The 20,002-nt window shown below is 43.0% G+C and carries 25 protein-coding genes and 1 riboswitch; of the genes, 8 read left to right on the top strand and 17 right to left on the bottom strand.

What is annotated here, in order from left to right; genetic code table 11:
- Positions 1 to 114: 114 nt before the first annotated feature.
- On the bottom strand, positions 115 to 657 hold the full coding sequence (locus KS242_RS01780) for a DinB family protein (protein WP_217322745.1): 543 nt from the start codon (positions 655 to 657) through the stop codon (positions 115 to 117).
- 220 nt (positions 658 to 877) lie between these two features.
- Between KS242_RS01780 and KS242_RS01775 the strand changes: the two genes are divergently transcribed.
- Positions 878 to 1,516, top strand: coding sequence for a protein kinase family protein (locus KS242_RS01775; protein WP_217322744.1), 639 nt, complete (start codon positions 878 to 880; stop codon positions 1,514 to 1,516).
- A 12-nt stretch (positions 1,517 to 1,528) separates the two neighbouring features.
- The gene (locus KS242_RS01770; protein ID WP_217322743.1) at positions 1,529 to 1,939 is read left to right on the top strand and encodes a hypothetical protein; all 411 of its coding nucleotides are present in this window, start codon (positions 1,529 to 1,531) and stop codon (positions 1,937 to 1,939) included.
- Between the two features lie 48 nt (positions 1,940 to 1,987).
- Here KS242_RS01770 and KS242_RS01765 read toward each other — a convergent pair whose 3' ends face one another.
- From KS242_RS01765 to KS242_RS01720, 10 genes are all read right to left on the bottom strand, one after another.
- Positions 1,988 to 2,260: an HU family DNA-binding protein gene (locus KS242_RS01765; RefSeq protein ID WP_077305575.1), complete on the bottom strand. Its 273-nt coding sequence runs from the start codon at positions 2,258 to 2,260 to the stop codon at positions 1,988 to 1,990.
- A gap of 243 nt (positions 2,261 to 2,503) precedes the next feature.
- The gene (locus KS242_RS01760; protein ID WP_217322742.1) at positions 2,504 to 3,973 is read right to left on the bottom strand and encodes a nicotinate phosphoribosyltransferase; all 1,470 of its coding nucleotides are present in this window, start codon (positions 3,971 to 3,973) and stop codon (positions 2,504 to 2,506) included.
- A 162-nt stretch (positions 3,974 to 4,135) separates the two neighbouring features.
- Complete coding sequence (locus tag KS242_RS01755) at positions 4,136 to 4,318, bottom strand: YolD-like family protein (protein ID WP_217322741.1); 183 nt, start codon at positions 4,316 to 4,318, stop codon at positions 4,136 to 4,138.
- 261 nt (positions 4,319 to 4,579) lie between these two features.
- Positions 4,580 to 4,885 (bottom strand): DUF3219 family protein, encoded by a 306-nt coding sequence (locus tag KS242_RS01750; protein WP_254391773.1) that lies wholly within the window; start codon positions 4,883 to 4,885, stop codon positions 4,580 to 4,582.
- A 68-nt stretch (positions 4,886 to 4,953) separates the two neighbouring features.
- Positions 4,954 to 5,715, bottom strand: a complete 762-nt coding sequence (locus KS242_RS01745) for a MerR family transcriptional regulator (RefSeq protein ID WP_217322740.1) — start codon at positions 5,713 to 5,715, stop codon at positions 4,954 to 4,956.
- A gap of 89 nt (positions 5,716 to 5,804) precedes the next feature.
- Positions 5,805 to 6,239, bottom strand: a complete 435-nt coding sequence (locus KS242_RS01740) for an NUDIX domain-containing protein (RefSeq protein WP_217322739.1) — start codon at positions 6,237 to 6,239, stop codon at positions 5,805 to 5,807.
- Positions 6,240 to 6,254: 15 nt separating this feature from the next.
- Complete coding sequence (gene eis, locus KS242_RS01735) at positions 6,255 to 7,406, bottom strand: GNAT family N-acetyltransferase (protein ID WP_217322738.1); 1,152 nt, start codon at positions 7,404 to 7,406, stop codon at positions 6,255 to 6,257.
- A gap of 199 nt (positions 7,407 to 7,605) precedes the next feature.
- On the bottom strand, positions 7,606 to 8,490 hold the full coding sequence (locus KS242_RS01730; RefSeq protein WP_217322737.1) for a DMT family transporter: 885 nt from the start codon (positions 8,488 to 8,490) through the stop codon (positions 7,606 to 7,608).
- Positions 8,491 to 8,858: 368 nt separating this feature from the next.
- On the bottom strand, positions 8,859 to 9,683 hold the full coding sequence (locus KS242_RS01725) for an aldo/keto reductase (protein WP_217322736.1): 825 nt from the start codon (positions 9,681 to 9,683) through the stop codon (positions 8,859 to 8,861).
- A 78-nt stretch (positions 9,684 to 9,761) separates the two neighbouring features.
- Positions 9,762 to 10,604 (bottom strand): aldo/keto reductase, encoded by an 843-nt coding sequence (locus KS242_RS01720; protein WP_217322735.1) that lies wholly within the window; start codon positions 10,602 to 10,604, stop codon positions 9,762 to 9,764.
- Between the two features lie 181 nt (positions 10,605 to 10,785).
- On the opposite strand from KS242_RS01720, the gene KS242_RS01715 reads away from it, so the two are divergent.
- The 4 genes from KS242_RS01715 to KS242_RS01700 are packed head-to-tail and all read left to right on the top strand — an operon-like array spanning position 10,786 to position 13,447.
- A complete protein-coding gene (locus KS242_RS01715; RefSeq protein WP_217322734.1) occupies positions 10,786 to 11,235 on the top strand; it encodes a LytTR family DNA-binding domain-containing protein in 450 nt (149 codons plus the stop codon).
- 4 nt (positions 11,236 to 11,239) lie between these two features.
- Complete coding sequence (locus KS242_RS01710) at positions 11,240 to 11,680, top strand: DUF3021 family protein (protein WP_217322733.1); 441 nt, start codon at positions 11,240 to 11,242, stop codon at positions 11,678 to 11,680.
- Positions 11,667 to 12,596: an ABC transporter ATP-binding protein gene (locus KS242_RS01705; protein WP_217322732.1), complete on the top strand. Its 930-nt coding sequence runs from the start codon at positions 11,667 to 11,669 to the stop codon at positions 12,594 to 12,596. Before KS242_RS01710 ends, KS242_RS01705 begins: the two co-directional genes overlap by 14 nt.
- Positions 12,575 to 13,447 (top strand): ABC transporter permease, encoded by an 873-nt coding sequence (locus KS242_RS01700; RefSeq protein WP_217322731.1) that lies wholly within the window; start codon positions 12,575 to 12,577, stop codon positions 13,445 to 13,447. The genes KS242_RS01705 and KS242_RS01700 overlap by 22 nt, the downstream gene beginning before the upstream one ends.
- Before the next feature lie 55 nt (positions 13,448 to 13,502).
- Here the strand turns inward: KS242_RS01700 and KS242_RS01695 are convergent, their stop codons facing one another.
- Positions 13,503 to 14,258: an SDR family NAD(P)-dependent oxidoreductase gene (locus tag KS242_RS01695; protein WP_217322730.1), complete on the bottom strand. Its 756-nt coding sequence runs from the start codon at positions 14,256 to 14,258 to the stop codon at positions 13,503 to 13,505.
- Between the two features lie 542 nt (positions 14,259 to 14,800).
- Between KS242_RS01695 and KS242_RS01690 the strand changes: the two genes are divergently transcribed.
- Positions 14,801 to 15,220: a universal stress protein gene (locus tag KS242_RS01690; protein WP_217322729.1), complete on the top strand. Its 420-nt coding sequence runs from the start codon at positions 14,801 to 14,803 to the stop codon at positions 15,218 to 15,220.
- Positions 15,221 to 15,288: 68 nt separating this feature from the next.
- A complete protein-coding gene (locus tag KS242_RS01685) occupies positions 15,289 to 15,699 on the top strand; it encodes a GNAT family N-acetyltransferase (RefSeq protein ID WP_217322728.1) in 411 nt (136 codons plus the stop codon).
- A 101-nt stretch (positions 15,700 to 15,800) separates the two neighbouring features.
- Here KS242_RS01685 and KS242_RS01680 read toward each other — a convergent pair whose 3' ends face one another.
- The 5 genes from KS242_RS01680 to KS242_RS01665 form a co-directional block, all read right to left on the bottom strand.
- The gene (locus KS242_RS01680; protein WP_217322727.1) at positions 15,801 to 16,679 is read right to left on the bottom strand and encodes a sugar phosphate isomerase/epimerase family protein; all 879 of its coding nucleotides are present in this window, start codon (positions 16,677 to 16,679) and stop codon (positions 15,801 to 15,803) included.
- Positions 16,680 to 16,863: 184 nt separating this feature from the next.
- Positions 16,864 to 17,214, bottom strand: a complete 351-nt coding sequence (locus KS242_RS17975; RefSeq protein ID WP_254391772.1) for a hypothetical protein — start codon at positions 17,212 to 17,214, stop codon at positions 16,864 to 16,866.
- On the bottom strand, positions 17,211 to 17,984 hold the full coding sequence (locus KS242_RS01675) for a homoserine dehydrogenase (RefSeq protein ID WP_254391771.1): 774 nt from the start codon (positions 17,982 to 17,984) through the stop codon (positions 17,211 to 17,213). The genes KS242_RS17975 and KS242_RS01675 overlap by 4 nt, the downstream gene beginning before the upstream one ends.
- An 81-nt stretch (positions 17,985 to 18,065) precedes the next feature.
- A riboswitch (SAM riboswitch) is annotated at positions 18,066 to 18,160 on the bottom strand.
- A 67-nt stretch (positions 18,161 to 18,227) separates the two neighbouring features.
- A complete protein-coding gene (locus tag KS242_RS01670; protein ID WP_217322726.1) occupies positions 18,228 to 19,235 on the bottom strand; it encodes a ThiF family adenylyltransferase in 1,008 nt (335 codons plus the stop codon).
- Positions 19,235 to 19,999: a thiazole synthase gene (locus tag KS242_RS01665; protein WP_217322725.1), complete on the bottom strand. Its 765-nt coding sequence runs from the start codon at positions 19,997 to 19,999 to the stop codon at positions 19,235 to 19,237. The genes KS242_RS01670 and KS242_RS01665 overlap by 1 nt, the downstream gene beginning before the upstream one ends.
- Positions 20,000 to 20,002: the final 3 nt, after the last annotated feature.

Raw genomic sequence — 20,002 nt, 5'->3', positions numbered from 1 at the left:
CACGTATTGTCGACTTAACTGGAAGCTACTCCCCTTTGGAGCAATCACAATCGTATTCTACTAATCTGAGATAAAGTCTACACCAGTTCTGTATCTCTGTCAATATACACCAGATTACATGCGATTTACGGGGTAGGTTGCGGAAGCGAAGTACCGTTCATGCAGAACATTATGGTGATGGCGCTCATGCCCAAGCAGGATATAAGCAAGCGCTCGAACAGAAGTGATGTAATTATTGGCCATGCCTTGTCTCGTCCAATCTTGGTCATTCAACGATTCTAGTAACGCAATAGTGGAAGCACGTACAGCCTTATACTGTGCCAGCAGGCTAGCAACGGTCATACCTGTAAAATCTGCCTGCTGCACGTAAGCATCTTCTTGAAAACCTGGCAGCGGCGTTACATCTCCACGGGCAATTGTCAGCAGCCGATAAGCAAGGATGCGCTCTGTATCGGTCAGATGTCCAGCAACTTCCTTAATCGTCCATTTATCTTTTTCATATGCAAAAGATGCTTGCTGATCCGTTAAGCCTTGCAGCAAATTTGTTGTCATGCGTTCTTGCTCCTTAAATAAAGCAACAATATTTCCCTCTGGCACTAGTTTCATGTAATCTTGATAATAAGCAGGGTATTCCGTTTTACTAGGTTTTTCTTGCATAACATCACCTTTTTCTTCATATAGTTTCTGCTAATGCTTTATAAATGACAATAAAGCTATTTTCCCTGAAGGTAAGGAATTCATGCCTGATTTCTGCGAAAATAGCTAGATAGCGGACTAGCTTTCTCATATTTTTATGCACCGATTTCTTGGTTTGTGCGTATAAATAAATACACTTCCTCCGTACAAGCCTTTGTTGCCTAGTAAAGGAGCGCTGAAAATGATTGATTTCAAACAGATTGCAGAACAGATTCAAATGACAGGGCCTGATTTCATGCCAAACCTGAAAGCATATCCACCTGTCCTTGAATTAATCGGGACCGGACGGAGCGCATTTGCATTTCGAATCTTGGAATCATCACTTGTAATTAAGGTATTCTTTCCAGCCTTCCAGCATATTGCAGACGAGGAAGCAGCAATCTACCAAACGTTAGCCGCAAGTTACTACTTCCCTGATCTGCACGACGCTGGTCAAAACTATTTAGTCATGGACTATATTCCCGGTCACACATTGTATGATTGCCTGCGTAAAGGTATATCAATCAAAGATAACCATATTGTGGCAATTGAGCATGCCTTGCGCTTTGCTGCTGCACAAGGATTGAATCCTTCAGACATACATCTGCGCAATATTATAATCACACCAACGGGAGACGTCCGACTGATTGATCCAGCTCGATTCCGGCAGCAGAAACAATGTACACAGTGGAAAGACTTGCACATTGCGTATGAAAAACTATACAAGAAAAAGATGTTCCCAAAGAAGATACCTAGCTTTGTCTTAGAACTGATAGCCTATTTGTACAAGAAACAAAAATCCTTCACATTTCAAGCACCGCCTAATAAAGCCATTCGATAAAGGAGACTGACGATGACCATTACTATCTCACAAGCAGAAGCATATCAAATTGAACGCATTATCCACAGCGGATTAGAACGCGGGCGAACAGCCGCACTAATTGAAGCCGGCGATATTACTGCAATTAAAACGAGCTATCCAGATGCCAACCCTGAAATACTAGAGACAAAAAAGGATAAATTAGCAGCTGCGCTCACAGAAGGCTACAGCATTTCGTTTCCTACTTTTAACGGCGTCCGCAACCTGCTTCAGCTGCGTTTCGGCAAGGAAGAAGGGAAGGATTATGTTACAGATAATAAGACCGTTCAGGGGCTGGAAACAGACGAGGCAACAGCAGCTATTTTACGCACCATGTTTGAGCCATTATGGAAAGTAGAGTCAGTTCTCGGTCAGCTAACTATTACACATATTAGTAAATTATAAAAAAACTTCCGACGCAGCGTTGCGTCGGAAGTTTTTTATACCTTATGCTTATTTTACAGCTTCTTTGAAGTCTTTACCTGCTTTGAAAGCTGGCGCTTTAGATGCAGGGATTGTGATTTCTTCACCAGTCTGCGGGTTACGGCCAGTACGTGCAGCACGCTCTCTCACTTCGAAAGTTCCGAAGCCGACTAGCTGTACTTTCTCATCGTTAGCAAGTGTTTCAGAGATTGTTTCCAGTAGTGCGTCTACTGCTTTGCTTGCTTCTTTTTTAGATAATTCTGCTTGTTGTGCTACTGCTTCTACTAATTCTGCTTTGTTCATGAAAAACACCTCATCTTATTAATTTATACAAAACCTTCACGATGATGTAAAAGCTGTATGTTCGTTTGTTTATATGGGGAAGCGAACAGTTCCCGTATTTCCTTATTATAGCATGTCTACTTGTCAGAGGAACTATTAAACTACATTCTTAACATTGCTGCAACAGCATTTTAACAGATTTTCCATGCAAAAGACAAGTAACCGATGATACAGTTATTCCCATTAACTTGATTTATAACCATATCAAATCGTTTGATTTAACGATTTCACATGCTCTTTTACTTTTTGGATATTCTCCATCTTGTTGTCCCAGCATTTCTGGCTGAGGTCTACTGGATATTCCTCTGGCGATTTTGGACGCTTGTATTCATCCCACAAAAGCGACAAATTAGCTTTCGCATATGTCTGGATATCTTCAATCTTCGGCAGCTCATACACAAGCTGGCCATCCCGGAAAATCGTTTGCTGCAAGTTCACTGCATCATAATCTGTTACAAACTTGCTCACGTACGTATGAACAGGATGGAACATCTTAAGATGATCTTCCTCCTGCGGATTCTCATCCTCCATGGCAATATAATCGCCCTCGGATTTCTTATTGATCCGATTGATAATTCGGTAGACCTTTTTCAAGCCGGGAGTAGATACTTTCTCCGGATTGCCGCTGATTTTGATTGTATCCTGCATGACACCGTTATCCTCAATGCTCACCATCTTGTACACCGCGCCTAGTGCTGGCTGATCGTACGCTGTAATCAGCTTTGTGCCAATGCCCCAAATATCTATTTTTGCACCTTGCGCTTTCAGGCTTAGAATTGTTTCCTCATCTAAGTCATTGGATGCAGAAATCTTTGTATCGGTAAATCCAGCCTCATCCAACGCTTGTCTTGCTTTCTTGGACAAATAAGCAAGGTCGCCGCTATCAAGTCTGATGGCAGTAAAGTTAATTTTGTCCCCCTGTTCCTTTGCAACGCGGATTGCATTCGGAATTCCAGAGCGAAGTGTATCGTATGTGTCGACAAGGAATGTACAATTCTTATGCCGCTCCGCATACTTTGTAAAAGCTATATACTCATCGCGATATGCTTGTATTAAAGAATGTGCGAGTGTGCCGGCTACCGGTATACCAAATTTCTTGCCAGCACGCACATTCGAGGTTGCCTCAAATCCGCCAATGTAGGCAGCTCTTGTTCCCCATACTGCTGCATCCAGTTCATGCGCCCGGCGGCTTCCCATTTCAAGCGCGATCTCTTCTCCGAGCAGCTGCTTGATTCGAGATGCCTTCGTTGCAATTAGCGTCTGGTAATTAACGATATTCAAAATTGCCGTTTCAACAAGCTGCGCTTCTGCTAATGGTGCTTCAATGCGCATAAGCGGTTCATTGCTGAACACAAGCTCACCTTCTACAACAGAATATACTGTTCCAGTAAAGCGTAAATCTTTCAGATAAGCTAGGAAATCGCCCCCGTATCCCAGCTCTTCCTTTAGATAAAGTAAATCACTTTCCGTAAACCGGAACTGCTGCAAGTACTCTATCACACGCTCCAGCCCTGCAAATACTGCAAAGCCATTGCCAAATGGCAGTTTCCGGAACGAGACCTCGAAAACCGCCTTTTTTTCGTGTATCCCATCATTCCAATAAGTCTCCGCCATATTAATTTGATACAGATCTGTATGTAAACTCAGTCCATCATCTGGATATTGCGAACTCATGCTTGAAACCTCCACTAATCAGCCCGTGCTTTTGACAGCTGTATTCCTGCATCCGTTTCCAAAGAACAGATAGCTTATTCGTTCCATCTATTGTACCGCAAAAGTTAAAAAAAACATAAAAAATTGCCGAAAAACACCGTAAGATGCTTTCGGCAGCTTCTATTAATGTATTTGCTGGATACCTGCGATATGAATTGTCATTTGTTTCTTCTCCTTATTTACCAGACAAAGCGTTTGGTCAAAGAGATTCAGATCATGATATCTTCCAGTAAACGTTTGGAGCATGCCGTTCTCATAGTAGGAGATCGTCATATCTCCATTTTCTTTTAACGCTTTTAAGATCAATCAGCTCATCTCCTTTCTGTATACCTCACACTTGCTACTGTTAGTATACAACATAAAGTAACCGCTTACACTAGACAGTGTGACCAATTTGTGAAGTTTTATACAAAAGGAAATGTATCTTTCATACAGAAGCTTTGCAGGTAAGAAATCTTTTAAATCAGCGCTGTTAGTGCGTTCTGTTCTTCCTTTTTTAAGCCTATCAGCAATAGGGGTTTATGTCGGCCTGACTACTGTCCGGGCAAAGCAATAGCTAAACGATATTCATCGCCCAGCTATTGCTTTCTCTTGCAGCACTAACACATATTCACCAACTTGGTCCGCTTCATATAAATTCGTAATGCTAGTACTGTACTGCTTAATTATTGCTTCAAATTCAATCCCATCTTCTGGTATTTCCACGTGAAAATCATTTTTGTACAAAAGCACAGCAACGTCATGATACGCTTCACTTGTCACGTGAAACTTAAAACGAATCTCCTGCTGGACGTTCCCATCCTTCGAAGCCACTTCACGCGTATAATCAAACGTATCCAGCTCCATGCCGTTTACAATTACTTTTCGGTTCATAAGATCTCTCCTTTTTCATTAAGTGTAGCACCACTTTATGTCCGAATACAAAAAGCTGAGCATATCGCTCAGCCTCTTGTGTAGTGTTGAATGCTGTCTCGCAAGAATTGGGCAGCACCTTTTTGAATATGGTTCTCATAGTAAGCAGTGAACCGCTCATCCTGGACATACATCTCAGCTAATCCGGCATGTGCTTCTTTTGAGTAAGAAGGCCAAGTAAAGGCAAGCCATTTATGATGCAGCTCTGCTGCTTGCAGCGCTTCCGTTCCGGCCGGATTTCCCGTCTGCATTGCTTCTTTTATCTTGAGAAATAACTGCTGTTCGGTTTTCTGCATATCTTTATACTGCTCTGCCGTTATATCGCGGAATTTTTGGTTAGCTGCGTATGCAGCTTCTTCCCCATGTGTTTCTCTAACTTCCTCCCCATACATCACTTCATTTTCCGCAAGCTTTTCTTCCTTAAAGCCTGCGAATTTCTCTTGATCTGACATATGTTCCTTCCTTTCTATCATTTGAATACTTTTCTCTACGTTACCGAGGAGTAAATCGATCTGCTGCTGTTTTGCTACCAACTGTTTTCGATGTTCTTCCAAAGCTTGCTTCCTGTCGAACTCCGGAGAATAGATAATCGACCTTATTGTATGAAGATCCACTCCCAATGCGCTATAAAAGAGAATTTGCTGCAGCAGATCCACCTCTTTCTCCGTATAAATGCGATACCCGCTCGCATTAAGTTCTGCTGGTTTGAGCAAGCCAATTTGATCATAATAACGGAGTGTACGCTTACTTACACCAGCAAGCGCAGCCAGCTTTTGAACGGTGTATGTCATCCTGTTTCCTCCCTTCTGTTTCTACGCTAAACGTTGACGCAACGTCAGCTGCAAGACTTTTCTCAAAGAAAAAGACAAACCGATAACCATCAGTTTGTCTTCAATGTACTCTGCCACACCGATACAGGTGGCTGTATGTGACGCAACACTTCTATTAAAGGATAAGGCTGCAAATCGAGTTGTTTAAATTCCTCTGGTTTTGCCCAAAAGAATTGTAAATGCGGCTCTTGGCTCTTAATTTCCTTGTCTTCAAGTACAACTTCAAACACATGCGTCAATTCAAAATGATCGGTGTCTGCGTGCTGCCAGCTATGCTCAAAATCACCGATAAAGCCTGTGATATTTCCCTTCACACCAAGCTCTTCCTGTAATTCTCGCAGCAAAGCCGCCTCTGCTCCCTCACCTATTTCCACATGGCCGCCTGGTAAAAAGCTGTTATGCCAGCCTTCTGCCTTGGCAAGTAAGATGCTGTCTCCTTGACGAATGACTGCCCGAGAAAGGCGATGGAATTCTCTCTTTTTCATAAACTGTTTGTCTCCTTAGAAGAAATCGTAGATGTAAGGAACACGTTTCGGGATGCTGTCCTCCAAGTTTTGGACCATCTCTTCAGGGCCCTTCAGTAAGCCTGCCTGCCAAAGTACAAGCGGACGTTTATATCCGAACATAATGGTAGATAGCAAATTAATAGATAGCTCAATTCCATTATCAGCAGCTGAAACAGTAGCTTTGCCGTCCTGGAACGTATACGTTTCGTTATTCTCGCGGATAACGGGATCTTTCACGTGCAACGTAATATTTTGAGGATCCTTTAACCACTCCATTTTCTCAAAGAAAGCTGGTATGTCTACAATTCGGGCCATAAAGTATGGATAATGCTTTACCTCAATCTGCGGGTCGGGCAGCATAAAAATGAGCGGATCATGCGGTGAAAGATCCAGTTTTACTTCCTCAAACATAGAATCATGCTGCGCAATGAAATTCCACAATCCTGCTCTTGCGTCAGCAGTCAGAGCAACGAATTCCGAGATATCCAGTTTGTCCGGTGTGCTGATCTCGTAAATGATATACCCTTGTGCTTTTCCTTTTGTATCACGGTAAAGTGCAATAAAATCATGTTCCCGATAAACACGCTGTGCCCACCAGTAATCCTGTCGTTCAAGCATTCCGCTGTAAAGAGACGCATAAGCAGCATAAACTTCTTCCATTTCCTGTCCGTGCCCGTCCTTTTTCACTCGCTCGATCGTTCCGTCAACTGGTGCCAACCTTACAAGATCCTTCTTCTTCAATGTATATATGGTACGATCCGTGAATATTTCATATCCAAAGCGGCGATAGAAGTCTACATAGAACGGGTGCAGCATGGAAACGGGCATACCTTGCTCGCGAATGTGGTAAAGTGTATCCGTTAGTATTTGCTTGATATACCCATTCCGACGGTATTCCGGATATGTTGTGACTCCGGCAATTCCGCCCATTGGAACTGTCTGCTTACCGAGTCTAATCGCAAGCGGCAGCAGCTGCAGCTTTGCGGCGAGCTTTCCATTCTCCTTGATTCCATAAAGCTGCTGGTGCTGTTCCAGCTGCTCAAGTCGAGCGTCCCTTTTCTCCTCAGGGATTCGGTACCGAAAAGCGTATTCTGACATTTGAACCGCTTCCTCCAAATCCTGTTTTCCCAAGCGTTCTGTCTGCAACTCAATCCCTCCTCTATTCCACTATAGCATACGCTTATGTACGACTGAATTAGTAAAAAAAGCTTCAGAATGAACATAGAAGTGTCCTATTACCTATAAAGAAACATCCACATAATCATTCTATGAACTGTTCTTTAACTCCTTCAAACAATACAAAATCAATCCCAAAAAGACATCCTTCTGCGATCTTCTGTCTGCACTATCCTGCCTTTCTGCTTACACTGCCCTGCTTCTTTCGCTTGGTTAGCAGCAAGATCGAAAACAGCACAATAACGGCACCAGTAACTTTTTGCCACGTTATCTCGACCGGAAAGAAAGGAAAAGATATAGCAGCGAGCAGAATCGGACTGAATGCACGAACTGTATTGGCAATCGAGAACCGCAAATATTTTAGTGCTTCATATAGAAATAGCGTTCCCACAAATCCCGTCAATAAGGACGACAAGGCAATCAATCCAATACCTGAGACAGGGTATCCTCCTTCGAACAGCTGGCCTGTACTAATCGCATAAATGGTAACAAAGATCAACGCAATGCAGTTATTCGTAAAAAGAATGGAATTCGAATCTTTATCTGCAGCTGTCGCTCTCTTTATGAACACATTTGAAAGCGCAAAACAGAATGTCTGAAGCAAGGCGCACACGCTTCCTATTAAACTAGCACCATACACATTGCCGGTATCAATAAATAGAAAAATGCCTACCATCGCAAATAGAATAAAGATCGTCTCATTCTTGGATAACCGCTCTTTTAGAAGCAGTAAAGACAGCAGAATAGCAAACACCGTGTAAAAACGTCCAATAAAGCCAATCTCTACCGGTGATAACAAATTGGTACTAATATACATTAGAATGACTCCGAGTGAGTTAAGCACACCTAAAACGATCATCGCTTTATCTTTGTAAAACGTCACTTTTTTCCTCTGCATTAATCCAAACAGATAACTTGCAGCAATAATCACCAATACATTAATGATAGCAGCCTTAGCCGGACTGATTTCCAGCACACCAAACTTAGCGAGTAGAGGCCCAATAGCCATCATGAGAATCGAAATAAAATTAAGGACGTGACCTTTTTTCTCCATAGAAGCCTCCCTCGAACTAGTAATGACGAAAATTCGAATTATGTAAATAATATCCTTTTTATTTCTGGAATTAAATAGTTAATGTTACATATCTCCATCTGTAAACCGGATAGAGCGGGCTCCTTCTGTATGTTTACCTTCCATCACGATGAAGCAGATTCAACAGTCAATAAGGAAGGAGGCGGTCCCTTGGGTATTTTCTAAGAAGTTTTTCCGCCAAATAAACTTTTTACGGGTACACCAATCCACGATTATAAAAATATGTGCTAATACATTCACCCTTCCTTCCTTAAACTTCATACTGCTTTTACACCTCAGATATAGCTGTAAACACAAAAAAGAGCGCCGTATCGGCACTCTTTTGTCTCTTATCGCTTATTCATTTCATTTGGATTTGGACCCTTGCGGCGTCCTGCATCCAATTTGTTGATTGCATCCATATCTTCAGCAGAAAGCTCAAAGTCGAATACTTCGAAGTTTTCTTTGATACGGGATGGTGTAACAGATTTTGGAATAACAATTGTGTCATTCTGAAGATGCCAGCGCAAGACAACTTGTGCAGCTGTTTTGCCAAGCTTATCTGCAATGTTTGTTACAACTTCATCTTTTAGTACGTCGCCGCCTTGATCAAGCGGGCTCCAAGCTTCCACAAAGATATCATGCTTCTTACAGAAGTCTTTTAGATCGTTTTGTGCCAAGTATGGGTGGCATTCTACTTGGTTCAGCACTGGTTTGATTTCTGTTTCTTTCATTAGACGTTCAAGATGCTCGATTTCGAAGTTACATACGCCAATTGCTTTCACGCGGCCGTCTTTATACAGCTTCTCCATCGCTTTGAACGTATCCACATACTCATCATATTCTGGTGTTGGCCAGTGGATAAGATAAAGATCCACATAATCCAAACCAAGGCGCTCCAGGCTTGCTTCAAAAGCAGCAATCGTGTTGTCATACCCTTGATCGGAATTCCATACTTTTGTTGTGATAAAGAGGTCTTCTCTGTTCACATTTGCTTCTTTAATTGCTTTGCCGACGCCTGCTTCATTTTTATAGATCATTGCAGTATCGATACTTGTATAACCGACCTCAAGCGCTTTTGCTACTGCTGCAGTTGCTTCTTCATCTCCAACTTGCCATACTCCAAAACCAAGCTGTGGCATTTTCAAGTCATTATTCAAAGTTACGTGGTTCATCTAAAGCACTCCTTTAGTCGTTTTCTTCTTTTAGTATATCGCTCTCAAAATAGGCTGTCATGCGAAATGCCTCTGCACTCACACTACCTCCAACGGTACTTTCGACGTCGGCGGCGGGAATTCCTTGTTTAATTTCTGCATATCTTCCTTCGTTAAGATTATATCTGCCGCTTTAGCATTTTCCATCACATGAGCTGCCTGTCCGGCTTTCGGAATGCTCAATACTTGACCCGACTGAATTGTCCAAGCAAGTGCAATCTGAGAAACTGACACATCATACATCCCAGCTAGTTCACGAACCACATCGTTCTGCAGAATTTCTTCCCTGTCACCTTGAGCTAATGGGCAATATGCCATAACGGGAACACCTTTGTCATGCAGCCACGGCATTAAATCATACTCAATGCCACGCACGGTAAGGTTGTAGAGTACTTGATTAACAGCACAGTTACGCCCGTTCTCTACCTCCCACAATTCTTTCATATCATCTGTATCAAAATTTGAAACACCCCACCGCTTTATCTTCCCTTGCCGCTTCAATTCTTCGAAAGCAGCAACAGTTTCTTGAAGTGGTATACTGCCGCGCCAATGCAGCAAATATAAGTCCAAATAGTCCGTACCTAGTCTATCTAAAGAACGATCACAAGCCGCCAATACATCATCAAAACTTGCATTCGTTGGCAATACTTTTGAGATGAGAAATACCTTCTCTCTCCGGTTAGCTATCGCCTCTTGCACTAGTCGTTCTGATTTCCCGTCTCCGTACATTTCGGCTGTATCTATAACCTGAAGGTTCTGGTCAATGCCAGTACGCAATGCTTGAATCTCGTCATGCCGCTTGGCATCCTCATCCCCCATATACCAAGTGCCTTGTCCAATTGCTGGCAACTTTGTTCCATCGGGTAGTGTAATCATCTTCATTACCGTCTCCTCCTTTATCGGTATTTTTCCCTTCACGCTCACTTAATCAAACGTTTGTTTTATAAGGTGGAGATGGCAGCTTACCTGCCTTTGTTGGCAAGATAGCGCATCTAGTCTTGTTTTTCTGTTTCTGAAAGCTAAACTGGAAATTACAAGCAGTACTTGAGAACTGAGGTGAGCTATGAAAATCACAATTCAAGAAGATGACAAATGTCAGGAAACAGAAGTTCAAATAATCTGCCGTCGGGCGGATGCTGATGTAGTAAAGCTCGTGAAGCTTTTGTCCGGGGCAAATCAGGAAAGGCTAACAGGTGAGCAGAATGGCGACCTGCATCTCCTTCATCCTGAGGATATTTATTACTTCGAATCAGTTGATAATACTGTGTTCCTTTATGACGCAAAAGCGGTCTATCGCAGCAGTCTCAAGCTTTATCAAATCGAAGAAGCTAATTTTAATCCTGACTTCATCCGTGTATCAAAATCCGTCATTGTTAACTTGTCCAAAGTAGAGAAACTCAAACCCGCTCTTGGGCGAAAGTTGATTGCTACACTCAACAATGCGGAAAAGGTGATGATTTCGCGGCAGTATGTCCCTGCTCTCAAGCAGAAACTAGGCATCAGAAAGGATTAAAGATATGAAAATCTTTGTAAATTTCATCCAAGCATGGGGCATCATGTTTATGTTCGCTCTTTTTGCTACTAGTATATATATTTATTATTTCATCGGGAACACAGAAATGGATATTGCGCTTGTCCCGCAAAACGCACTTATTACCTTTATCCTAACCTGGCTGATGGACTTTATGTTTAACCGCATCCGCATATCCAGCATCTTCGTTCGTTCTCTCTTATTCCTTGTCATTGTTCTAGTTGCCTTCACTGCAGCAGCTATCTTATTTAATTGGTTTGATACTGGCAATTGGAAGCTGCTCGGGTTATTGTTTGCACTTGTTTCATTTATTTATATGATCCTGTGGTCCATCTACCACCTTATATATACGTTTGAAGCAAAGCATCTGAATGAAGAACTGAAAAATTACAAAAGGAAGAAGCGTGACCCTAATGAAAATCATTGAGATAAAACATTTGTCCAAAACCTACGGAAAATCAAAAGCCGTTGATGATTTATCCTTTGATGTGGAAAAGGGACACCTCTTCGCATTTCTCGGTGTGAACGGTGCCGGCAAGTCAACGACTATCCACATGATTGCTACACGCCTGCAGCAAACAGCAGGCACGATCTGCGTTGACGGTTATACAGCAGGAAAAGATGATGCCGATATACGTCGGCGGATTGGACTGGTGTTTCAGGATAATGTGTTAGATGAAATGCTTACGGTTGAGGAAAATCTATACATGTGGGGGCGTTTCTACACCTTATCCAAAGCGGAAACAATAACAAGTATCACTTGGGTAACCGAAAATTTACAGTTAGAACCTATCTTGAAAAAGCAATTCCGTCACCTGTCCGGCGGCCAAAAACGGCGCGCCGAAATTGCTCGTGCCCTTCTTCACCGGCCAGCGGTTCTTTTCCTGGATGAACCAACAACTGGACTGGACCCTCAAACAAGAGTGGATGTTTGGAAAACAATCACAGAGCTGCAGCAGCAACTGCAAATGACTGTCTTCTTGACAACGCATTATATGGAAGAAGCAGCTCAAGCTGATCAAATTGTCATTATTGATAAAGGCAGGATGAAAGCACAAGGAACACCGGCCACACTTAAAAATCAGTATACTGCTGATATGCTGCGTCTGCTCGCAGATAAGCCAGAAATCGCTGCTTCCTATTTAACAGAGCAATCTTATAACTTTAACAAGAAACACGGTTATTTCCACATCTCCGTTTCGAACAGCAAGCAAGCGTACAGCATTCTTAAAAACTTAGAAGAGCATGTATTAGACTTTGAACTAATCAAAGGCAGCCTTGATGATGTATTTATTCATTTAGTAGAGGAGGATACCAAACAATGCACACAATCTGGCAGCTGACAAAGCGCTCTAATCGACTTTTTTTCCGTGACAAAACTGCTGTTTTCATGTCTTTGCTTTCTATCGGCATCATCATTATGCTTTACCTGCTGTTCTTAGCGGATGTGACAACAGAGACGGCACAGGAAGCAGCAACAGGTGCCAGCGGTATGAAGGCTCTGATACAAAGCTGGCTTTTGGCTGGAATCATTGTCGTCATTTCCCTAACAGTTACCTTATCCGTACTAGGAACGATGATCGAAGACGCTGCCAGCAATCAGCTGCATGCCCTGCTTATTACCCCTATTACACGAACGCAGCTTGTGGTCGGCTATTTGTTATCCGCTTGGTTTATTGCTGTACTCTTTTCAGTAAGTTCCCTGTTCCTGGCACAAGGATATTTTTGGCTGACCGATAAACCTACTGTAGCTTGGGATGGCTTGTTGACAGCTAGTGGTCTGATTATGCTAATTACCTTTAGTTCCGCTGCATTTCTGTTTGTTCTGCTTGCACCAATTAAATCAAGAAAGTCTTTTTCTTCCTTGGGAACCATCGTTGGAACGCTATCCGGATTTTTGCTGGGAATCTACATCCCTATCGGACAGCTGCCCAGTTTTGTCCAGGAGATTACGAAATTCTTCCCGCCAGCATATGGCGTTGCTGCACTTCGCGATGTCTTAATGACGCCGTCTATGACAGACACTTTTGCCGGCGCACCCGCTGCCGCATTAGACAGCTTTAAAGACACGTTCGGCGTGCATATCACCTTATTTAATTCGACCGCTCAACTGCCAGTCATATTGGGTATTCTGCTTCTGACAGGAATTATTTTCTTAAGTTTAGGCGTTTGGCTTCGATCCGCAAGAATGTAATTTTATCTTAAAAAGACAGTACACACATGGAATGTGCACTGTCTTTTTAGGTTCTTTATAATGCTCCCATACCGCCATCAACTAGATATTGTCCCCCTGTGAGGAAATCACTCTTATCATCTGCCAGGAATAAGACCATATTGGCAACATCTGAAGACTCAGCGTATCTGCCTAGCGGAATTGTCTTAGAAAGCGTGCCCTCATCTGTTCCCATACCGCCTTCTAGAGAACGCATCATTCTTGTATTCGCAGGAGAAGGATGTACACTATTTACCCTGACGTTATAAGGTGCAAATTCAACTGCAGTTGCCTTGGTCAAACCTACTACAGCGTGCTTGGATGCAATGTACGGTGTTACACCAGAACTGCCATGCAGACCTGCTACAGAGGATGTATTAATAACCGTGCCATACTTTTGTTCTTTCATAACAGCAAGCACATGCTTTAACCCTAAGAAAATACCACGTACATTAACCGCTAACACCTTGTCCAAATCCTCTGCTTTTTGTTCTGTGATTGGCGCCACCTTGCCCTCAATGCCTGCATTATTAAAGAAAACATCAATTTTTCCATAACGATCCACTGTTTCACGGACATATTTTTCTACATCAGTTTCATTTGTAACATCAGCTTGAATGGTATGAATCTCACCTCTGGATTGTAAATCTTCTTTCACCTCATCCAGCTGGTCTGCAGCTAAATCGACAATAACCACTTTCGCACCTTTAGCTAAAAACTCCTCAGCTGTAACTTTCCCTATAGCTCCTGCTCCTCCAGTTATAACGACTACTTTATCAGTAAAATGTGCCATGGTACTTCTCTCCTTCATTCCATATTTAATGCGCTTACATTTCAGATTCCACATAACCTGCCTATATAAACAAATAAGTCAAACTTTTCTAACAGGAAGAAATACCTGCAGGGCTGCATACATTCCTTCATTTTTTGTTTAAACAAACGTTTGATTACAAGCCAACTTCCGACATAATCTAACCTTAACGATAATGGCACAACATCGTCTTGCTACTGCCTGTTTCGTTATCGCTGTTAATTGTGCTTTCTTACTGCGGTGCCTATCAGTCGGTTTGGCTACATTGAGGAGCAGCTTGAATTCTGACAAATGTCGATTGTTCGCTTTGTCGAATTGGTGAAGGTATAAAACAACCAATACTTCCACAATCAAGATGACTCCGCAGTGGCAATGATTAACAAAATCATGCTAAAATTTAAAGAGAAGGGCACTTCCATTACTTTGGAGCGATCGAACAAACGCAGTGAAGCCCTTGCGAACAGATTGACAGCGCACGATTCAGCATATGTGAACGTATCAAACCATTAAAAGGCGGTGCACCCATGTATAAGAAAATCGTAGTAGCAATCGATGGTTCTGATCATAGCTTCCTTGCCACAGAGCATGCGATCGAGTTAGCAAAGCTGCAGCCGGCAACACAAGTGGAAGGCATACTTGTCCTTGAATATGAGAAGACAAAAGCAGATGTGCTTCACAGCAGTGATCCGATTCAGCTGCAAATGCAGCGAGAAGAGAAGCTCCAGCGTTTTCGTGATGCTTTTGAAAAAGCTGCTGTGCATTACAAACTAATCATGAAGCACGGCGATCCCGCTCCAATGATTCTAGAGCACGCACGCGATACCAGTGCAGATCTTATTATCATCGGCAGCCGCGGGTTGAACCCACTTCAGGAAATCGTTATGGGCAGCGTCAGCGGTCGTGTAGCTAAACGTGCAAAATGCCCCATCATGATTGTAAAATAATAAGCAGCAACAAAGGCTGCCGGCAAACACCGGCAGCCTTTTTATCTACTCAAAAAAGGAGAGATACGGTGAATATAAGAAAACTTCTTCCTTCCGAAACGCCTCCCATGGAGCTCCTGCTTGAAGCAGATCCATCCGAAACAAAGGTTAAAGGTTATCTGAGTGAAGGAAGCTGCTTCATTGCGGAAGAAAAAGAAGAAATTATGAACATAGTCGTTCAGGCCTCAAGCCGAGGAAAAGGAATCGGTAAACAACTTATAAGCCATGCCATTCATCAGGCCAACAAAGACGGCTTTCGTTCACTGGAGGTTGGCACAGGAAACTCCAGCATTGGCCAACTGGCTTTCTATCAGAAATGTGGCTTCCGTATAGCAGCCATTGAGCCTAATTTTTTCCTGCATCATTATGATATACCTATCTATGAAAATGGGATTCAATGCCGGGATATGATTCGGTTAGTTTACTCATTGTCCCCATAAACGTACATCACCATAGCTGTTTATGAATGAAGAGACTAGATTTTCCAAGTAGGTTATAACTCTAAGTCGAAAGATGATCATAGAGATGCGACAACCCATTTTCAACAGAGCTTTCTTTGTGCTTCATTCTCTGCTAGAAACCGTTTGACTGTCTCGATATTGTGTTTGATAGATTCCTTTGTAGGCAAAGACGTACTAAAGTCTTCCATGCCAATAAACCCTTCATAACCAACAGCTTGCAGGTCTAAGAGAACTTGCTTCCAATTCACAATCCCTTTTTCAATTAACGTCCACTGCACTGACCAATCTGCAGTCCCATCCGTATGCTGCTGTTTCTTTTGCCAGCCTGCATTTTTCACATGCACATGAGCAAGATAGTCTCCTAACAATTCCAATCCTATGCGATGATGCTCATATCCTTCATGCACCATATTGCCAGGATCATACAAAACACCAATGTTCGCTGGATCACATGAACAGACAAGCCGATGGGCTAAACTCGCACTAGGCGCAATCGTACCGTGATGTGTTTCAATTAAGCCTTTTACTTTGTATTGCTTGCACATTTGTTCTACCTCATTCAAGTAAGCAGTCGCAGCACGAAACAGGTCATTATAATGTTGAGACCGATCATAAGACGGTACACCAATACGTATCGTGGCAGCACCAAGCTTTTGCGCAACCTGCAATGTTTGTTCGGTAGCTTTTAAATCTCCAGTAGTTAAGTATGGAAGAACACTTAATATGTTAATTCCATTATGGTTCGCAGTGCTTTTTAAATTCTCAATCTCTTGATCCGTTATTGCTGGTGATATGGTACACAAGTTATTTCTCCAAAAGCTAGGTGCTTCCTGTCTTAACTCTGCTGCTGTGTCTTTGAACCGCCATTCTACAGCGGAGTAGCCAGTTTCTTTTAAATAACCAATAAGAGCTTCCGGCGTCATATCTGGTGCCATTACTGAATACAGAGAGAATTTCATGTTTTGCACTCCTTCTACTTATTCCAACAGATAATTAAGAGTAATACCTACCCCTTCATAAATATTCAACTATTATCTTTTAAACTCAGCCAATTCTGCATAACGAGAAATAAATCTACACAAAAAGGAACTAACATAGTCAGTTCCTTTTTAATCTTCTTAGACCGAAGCACTTGTCACATTGTCAGGCCTCCGCTACTAAACGTTCGGTTTTACCAACCACCCGATAGTAGTTCTCCTCCGCGGGTTTCTCTTGAACTACAACTTGGCCCGAAGGCAGATGCACGTACGGCGCAGCTTCCCTTTTCTCCGTGAATTGGAACTGTCGTTTTACACTGAGTTCCTTGCGCTGGTGCACAAGATTGGCTAAATCTTCTACGATGGCACTTGCAGTTGGCAGCGCACCAGCACCTGGCCCTTGCAGTTTCAGTTTTCCGACAAGATCACCCTCGATACAAACAGCATTATCTACTCCATCTACACTGTAAAGCGGGTGCGCAGCTGATAATACAACCGGCTCCACGTATACTGTCACTTCTCCCCCGTATTTTCGAGCGTCGCAACGTGTTTAATTTTCCATCCTCGTTCGGCAGCTGCATGAATATCCTGCGAGGAAACGGAACGGATGCCCTTGCGTGTCACTTTTTCCCAATCTGGCTGTGCTTCGAATAATAAATCACTTAGGACCATCAATTTATAAAATGCATCCCAGCCATCTACATCATTAGCTGGATCAGCTTCTGCAAAACCTGCTTCTTGCGCAAGCTGTAATGCCTCTTCAAACGAAATGTTTTTATCGGCCATTTCGCTCAAGATAAAATTTGATGTGCCATTTAAAATAGCCTCTACTTTAACAACATGGTTAATATGCAGCAGTTGTTTTAGCGTGCCAATAACTGGTACACCGCCTGCTACTGCTGCTTCATATTCGAGACGTACACCTTTTTCTTTCGCTAATGCCTTTAGCTCTGCTCCTTTAGAAGCAATCATTTCCTTATTGGCAGTGATAATGTGACAACCGCGAGATATAGCTTTCGTCAAATAGCTGTACGCAGGCTCGATGCCTACACTCGCTTCAATAACGACATCCAAATCTGTTCGTGCAAAGAATTCCTCTACATTATCTGTAAGCAGGACATCCTGTACTTCCTGTTCATATTTTTGTTTATCCCGGACTAACACACCTGCCACTTGTACTTCCTTACCGAATACTGTCTGCAGATTCTCCTGATGAGAACGAATTGTTCTGCCCACTGCACTGCCCACTGTGCCGTACCCTATTAATCCAACTCTTACTGCTGTCATTATTTTTGCCTCCTCGGATGATTTTCTGCATAAAAAAAGCCTCCCTGAGAGGACAGGGAGACGTAGGATCCGTACTGTGTCTTCTCATCTACAGGAATTAGCACCTTTACAAGTCAGATAAACTTGCAGGTTGCCGGGCATCGTCGGGCCAGTCCCTCCGCCGCTCTTGATAAGAATTTTATATTTGTTATGGAGAATTTTAACATTGCGTTACCAATGAGTCAACAGAAAATTCCAACACTATCAGCCGACAAGACTGTCATAAAGAGAGCGCGCTCGATTAATATCATCTATGCCGTGAATAATTGCTCGCCCGTCTGCAAACAGTACAACCCGATGTCCTCTGTGATGAAATGCCAGCAAGTATTCGTTGGCGGTTACGGGTTCCACTGCAGAAACCCATTGTTCAGATAAAGCTGTTAAATCCAGTGATTTCTTTGATCCTGGCCGTATGTGAACAGCTTCTCTGCCACAGAGTACATCCAGCTTTGTCTGCGTGGCTCCATTTAGATATGGCCGCTTAGCTTCTGTACTACAGCTTAGACAGTTCGGATCCTGAAGACGTTGCACGTTCACTGTTGTATAATCTCCCGTCCATATATCAAATGCGCGCAGCTCAGGTGCTACTTCCTGACGGCATAAAATCCGTAATGTCTGCGTCACTTGCATGGCTGCCACCCATTGTACAATTGGGCTGATAATTCCGGCTGTATCACATGTTTCACTTTGCTGCGGAAGCTGTTCCAGAAGACAATGCAGACATGGTGCATCCTTCGAAACAACGGGATATGTTACCCCATAGCTGCCAACGCATGCTCCATAGATGTATGGTATACCGTATTTTGTGGCTGCATCGTTAACAATCAGTCGCGTTTCAAAATTATCGGTAGCATCTAAAATCACATGCGCTCCCTCTACCAGTTGTTCGATATTATGATGATCTATGTTCTCAATCACAGCATGCAGCTTTACATGCTGATTGATTGCTTGCAACCGCTCCGCTGCCGCTAGCGCTTTCGGCAGATAAGCGGCAGCATCTTCTTCCGTATATAACTGCTGACGCTGCAGATTGTGTAGTTCTACATAATCCCGATCGATAAGCACGAGCTCCCCAATACCCGCACGCACAAGCATTTCTGCAGAAGCAGAGCCTAAAGCACCCATTCCGATTAAAACAATCTTACTGTTTTCTATCTGCATCTGGCCTTCTTTACCGATAAACAGCTCTTGTTTACGATAACGATCTTGCATTACGTAAACAACCCTTCACCCGGGCTGCTAGCTTCCGCGTAATTTTTCTCTGGAATTCTTCCTGCTTCAAAACCTAATCTGCCCGCTTCTATTGCTAGTTTCATAGCATGTGCCATCCGGACAGGATCAGCAGCCCCAGAGACCGCTGTGTTTAGCAGCACACCGTCAGCTCCAAGCTCCATCGCGTACGCTGCATCCTTCGGTGAGCCAATGCCAGCATCAACAATGACGGGTACATTGCTTTGTTCAATGATCACGCGCAGATTGAAAGGATTTATGATTCCTTTTCCTGAACCAATAGGTGATGCTCCCGGCATGATAGCATGCACGCCCAAATCCACGAGACGTTTGGCTAATACAACATCATCTGACGTGTAAGGCAGGACAATGAACTCCTCTTCTAACAGCATTTCTGTTGCCCGTAACGTTTCAACTGGGTCTGGAAGCAATGTCTTATCACAGCCGATCACTTCTACCTTCACCATGTCACATAATCCAGACGCTTTAGCTAGCTTGGCAATACGGACAGCTTCTTCTGCTGTTTTTGCGCCTGCTGTATTTGGCAGCAACGTATACCGACTCAAATCCAGCTGTTCCAGAAAATTCGGCTGTGATGCCTCAAATATATCCATCCTCCGCACTGCGAATGTCAGTATTTCAGCATTTGATATATTTACTGCTTCCTTCTGTTCTTCAAATGATGGGTACTTGCCTGTTCCTAATAGCAAACGGGATGTAAATGACTTATCAGCAATTTGTAACATGTT

Origin of the sequence: Terribacillus sp. DMT04, from assembly GCF_019056395.1 — a bacterium.
GTDB lineage: Bacteria > Bacillota > Bacilli > Bacillales > Amphibacillaceae > Terribacillus > Terribacillus aidingensis_A.
Note: the sequence above shows the minus strand (reverse complement) of the source record. Positions and strands in the feature narration are given on the sequence as shown.

Coding starts and splice junctions, on each gene's coding strand:
- KS242_RS01780 (WP_217322745.1), bottom strand. CDS start 657: ATGCAAGAAAAACCTAGTAAAACGGAATACCCTGCTTATTATCAAGAT.
- KS242_RS01775 (WP_217322744.1), top strand. CDS start 878: ATGATTGATTTCAAACAGATTGCAGAACAGATTCAAATGACAGGGCCT.
- KS242_RS01770 (WP_217322743.1), top strand. CDS start 1,529: ATGACCATTACTATCTCACAAGCAGAAGCATATCAAATTGAACGCATT.
- KS242_RS01765 (WP_077305575.1), bottom strand. CDS start 2,260: ATGAACAAAGCAGAATTAGTAGAAGCAGTAGCACAACAAGCAGAATTA.
- KS242_RS01760 (WP_217322742.1), bottom strand. CDS start 3,973: ATGAGTTCGCAATATCCAGATGATGGACTGAGTTTACATACAGATCTG.
- KS242_RS01750 (WP_254391773.1), bottom strand. CDS start 4,885: ATGAACCGAAAAGTAATTGTAAACGGCATGGAGCTGGATACGTTTGAT.
- KS242_RS01745 (WP_217322740.1), bottom strand. CDS start 5,715: ATGACATACACCGTTCAAAAGCTGGCTGCGCTTGCTGGTGTAAGTAAG.
- KS242_RS01740 (WP_217322739.1), bottom strand. CDS start 6,239: ATGAAAAAGAGAGAATTCCATCGCCTTTCTCGGGCAGTCATTCGTCAA.
- KS242_RS01730 (WP_217322737.1), bottom strand. CDS start 8,490: ATGGAGAAAAAAGGTCACGTCCTTAATTTTATTTCGATTCTCATGATG.
- KS242_RS01725 (WP_217322736.1), bottom strand. CDS start 9,683: ATGAACCACGTAACTTTGAATAATGACTTGAAAATGCCACAGCTTGGT.
- KS242_RS01720 (WP_217322735.1), bottom strand. CDS start 10,604: ATGAAGATGATTACACTACCCGATGGAACAAAGTTGCCAGCAATTGGA.
- KS242_RS01715 (WP_217322734.1), top strand. CDS start 10,786: ATGAAAATCACAATTCAAGAAGATGACAAATGTCAGGAAACAGAAGTT.
- KS242_RS01710 (WP_217322733.1), top strand. CDS start 11,240: ATGAAAATCTTTGTAAATTTCATCCAAGCATGGGGCATCATGTTTATG.
- KS242_RS01705 (WP_217322732.1), top strand. CDS start 11,667: ATGAAAATCATTGAGATAAAACATTTGTCCAAAACCTACGGAAAATCA.
- KS242_RS01700 (WP_217322731.1), top strand. CDS start 12,575: ATGCACACAATCTGGCAGCTGACAAAGCGCTCTAATCGACTTTTTTTC.
- KS242_RS01695 (WP_217322730.1), bottom strand. CDS start 14,258: ATGGCACATTTTACTGATAAAGTAGTCGTTATAACTGGAGGAGCAGGA.
- KS242_RS01690 (WP_217322729.1), top strand. CDS start 14,801: ATGTATAAGAAAATCGTAGTAGCAATCGATGGTTCTGATCATAGCTTC.
- KS242_RS01680 (WP_217322727.1), bottom strand. CDS start 16,679: ATGAAATTCTCTCTGTATTCAGTAATGGCACCAGATATGACGCCGGAA.
- KS242_RS01675 (WP_254391771.1), bottom strand. CDS start 17,984: ATGACAGCAGTAAGAGTTGGATTAATAGGGTACGGCACAGTGGGCAGT.
- KS242_RS01670 (WP_217322726.1), bottom strand. CDS start 19,235: ATGCAAGATCGTTATCGTAAACAAGAGCTGTTTATCGGTAAAGAAGGC.
- KS242_RS01665 (WP_217322725.1), bottom strand. CDS start 19,999: ATGTTACAAATTGCTGATAAGTCATTTACATCCCGTTTGCTATTAGGA.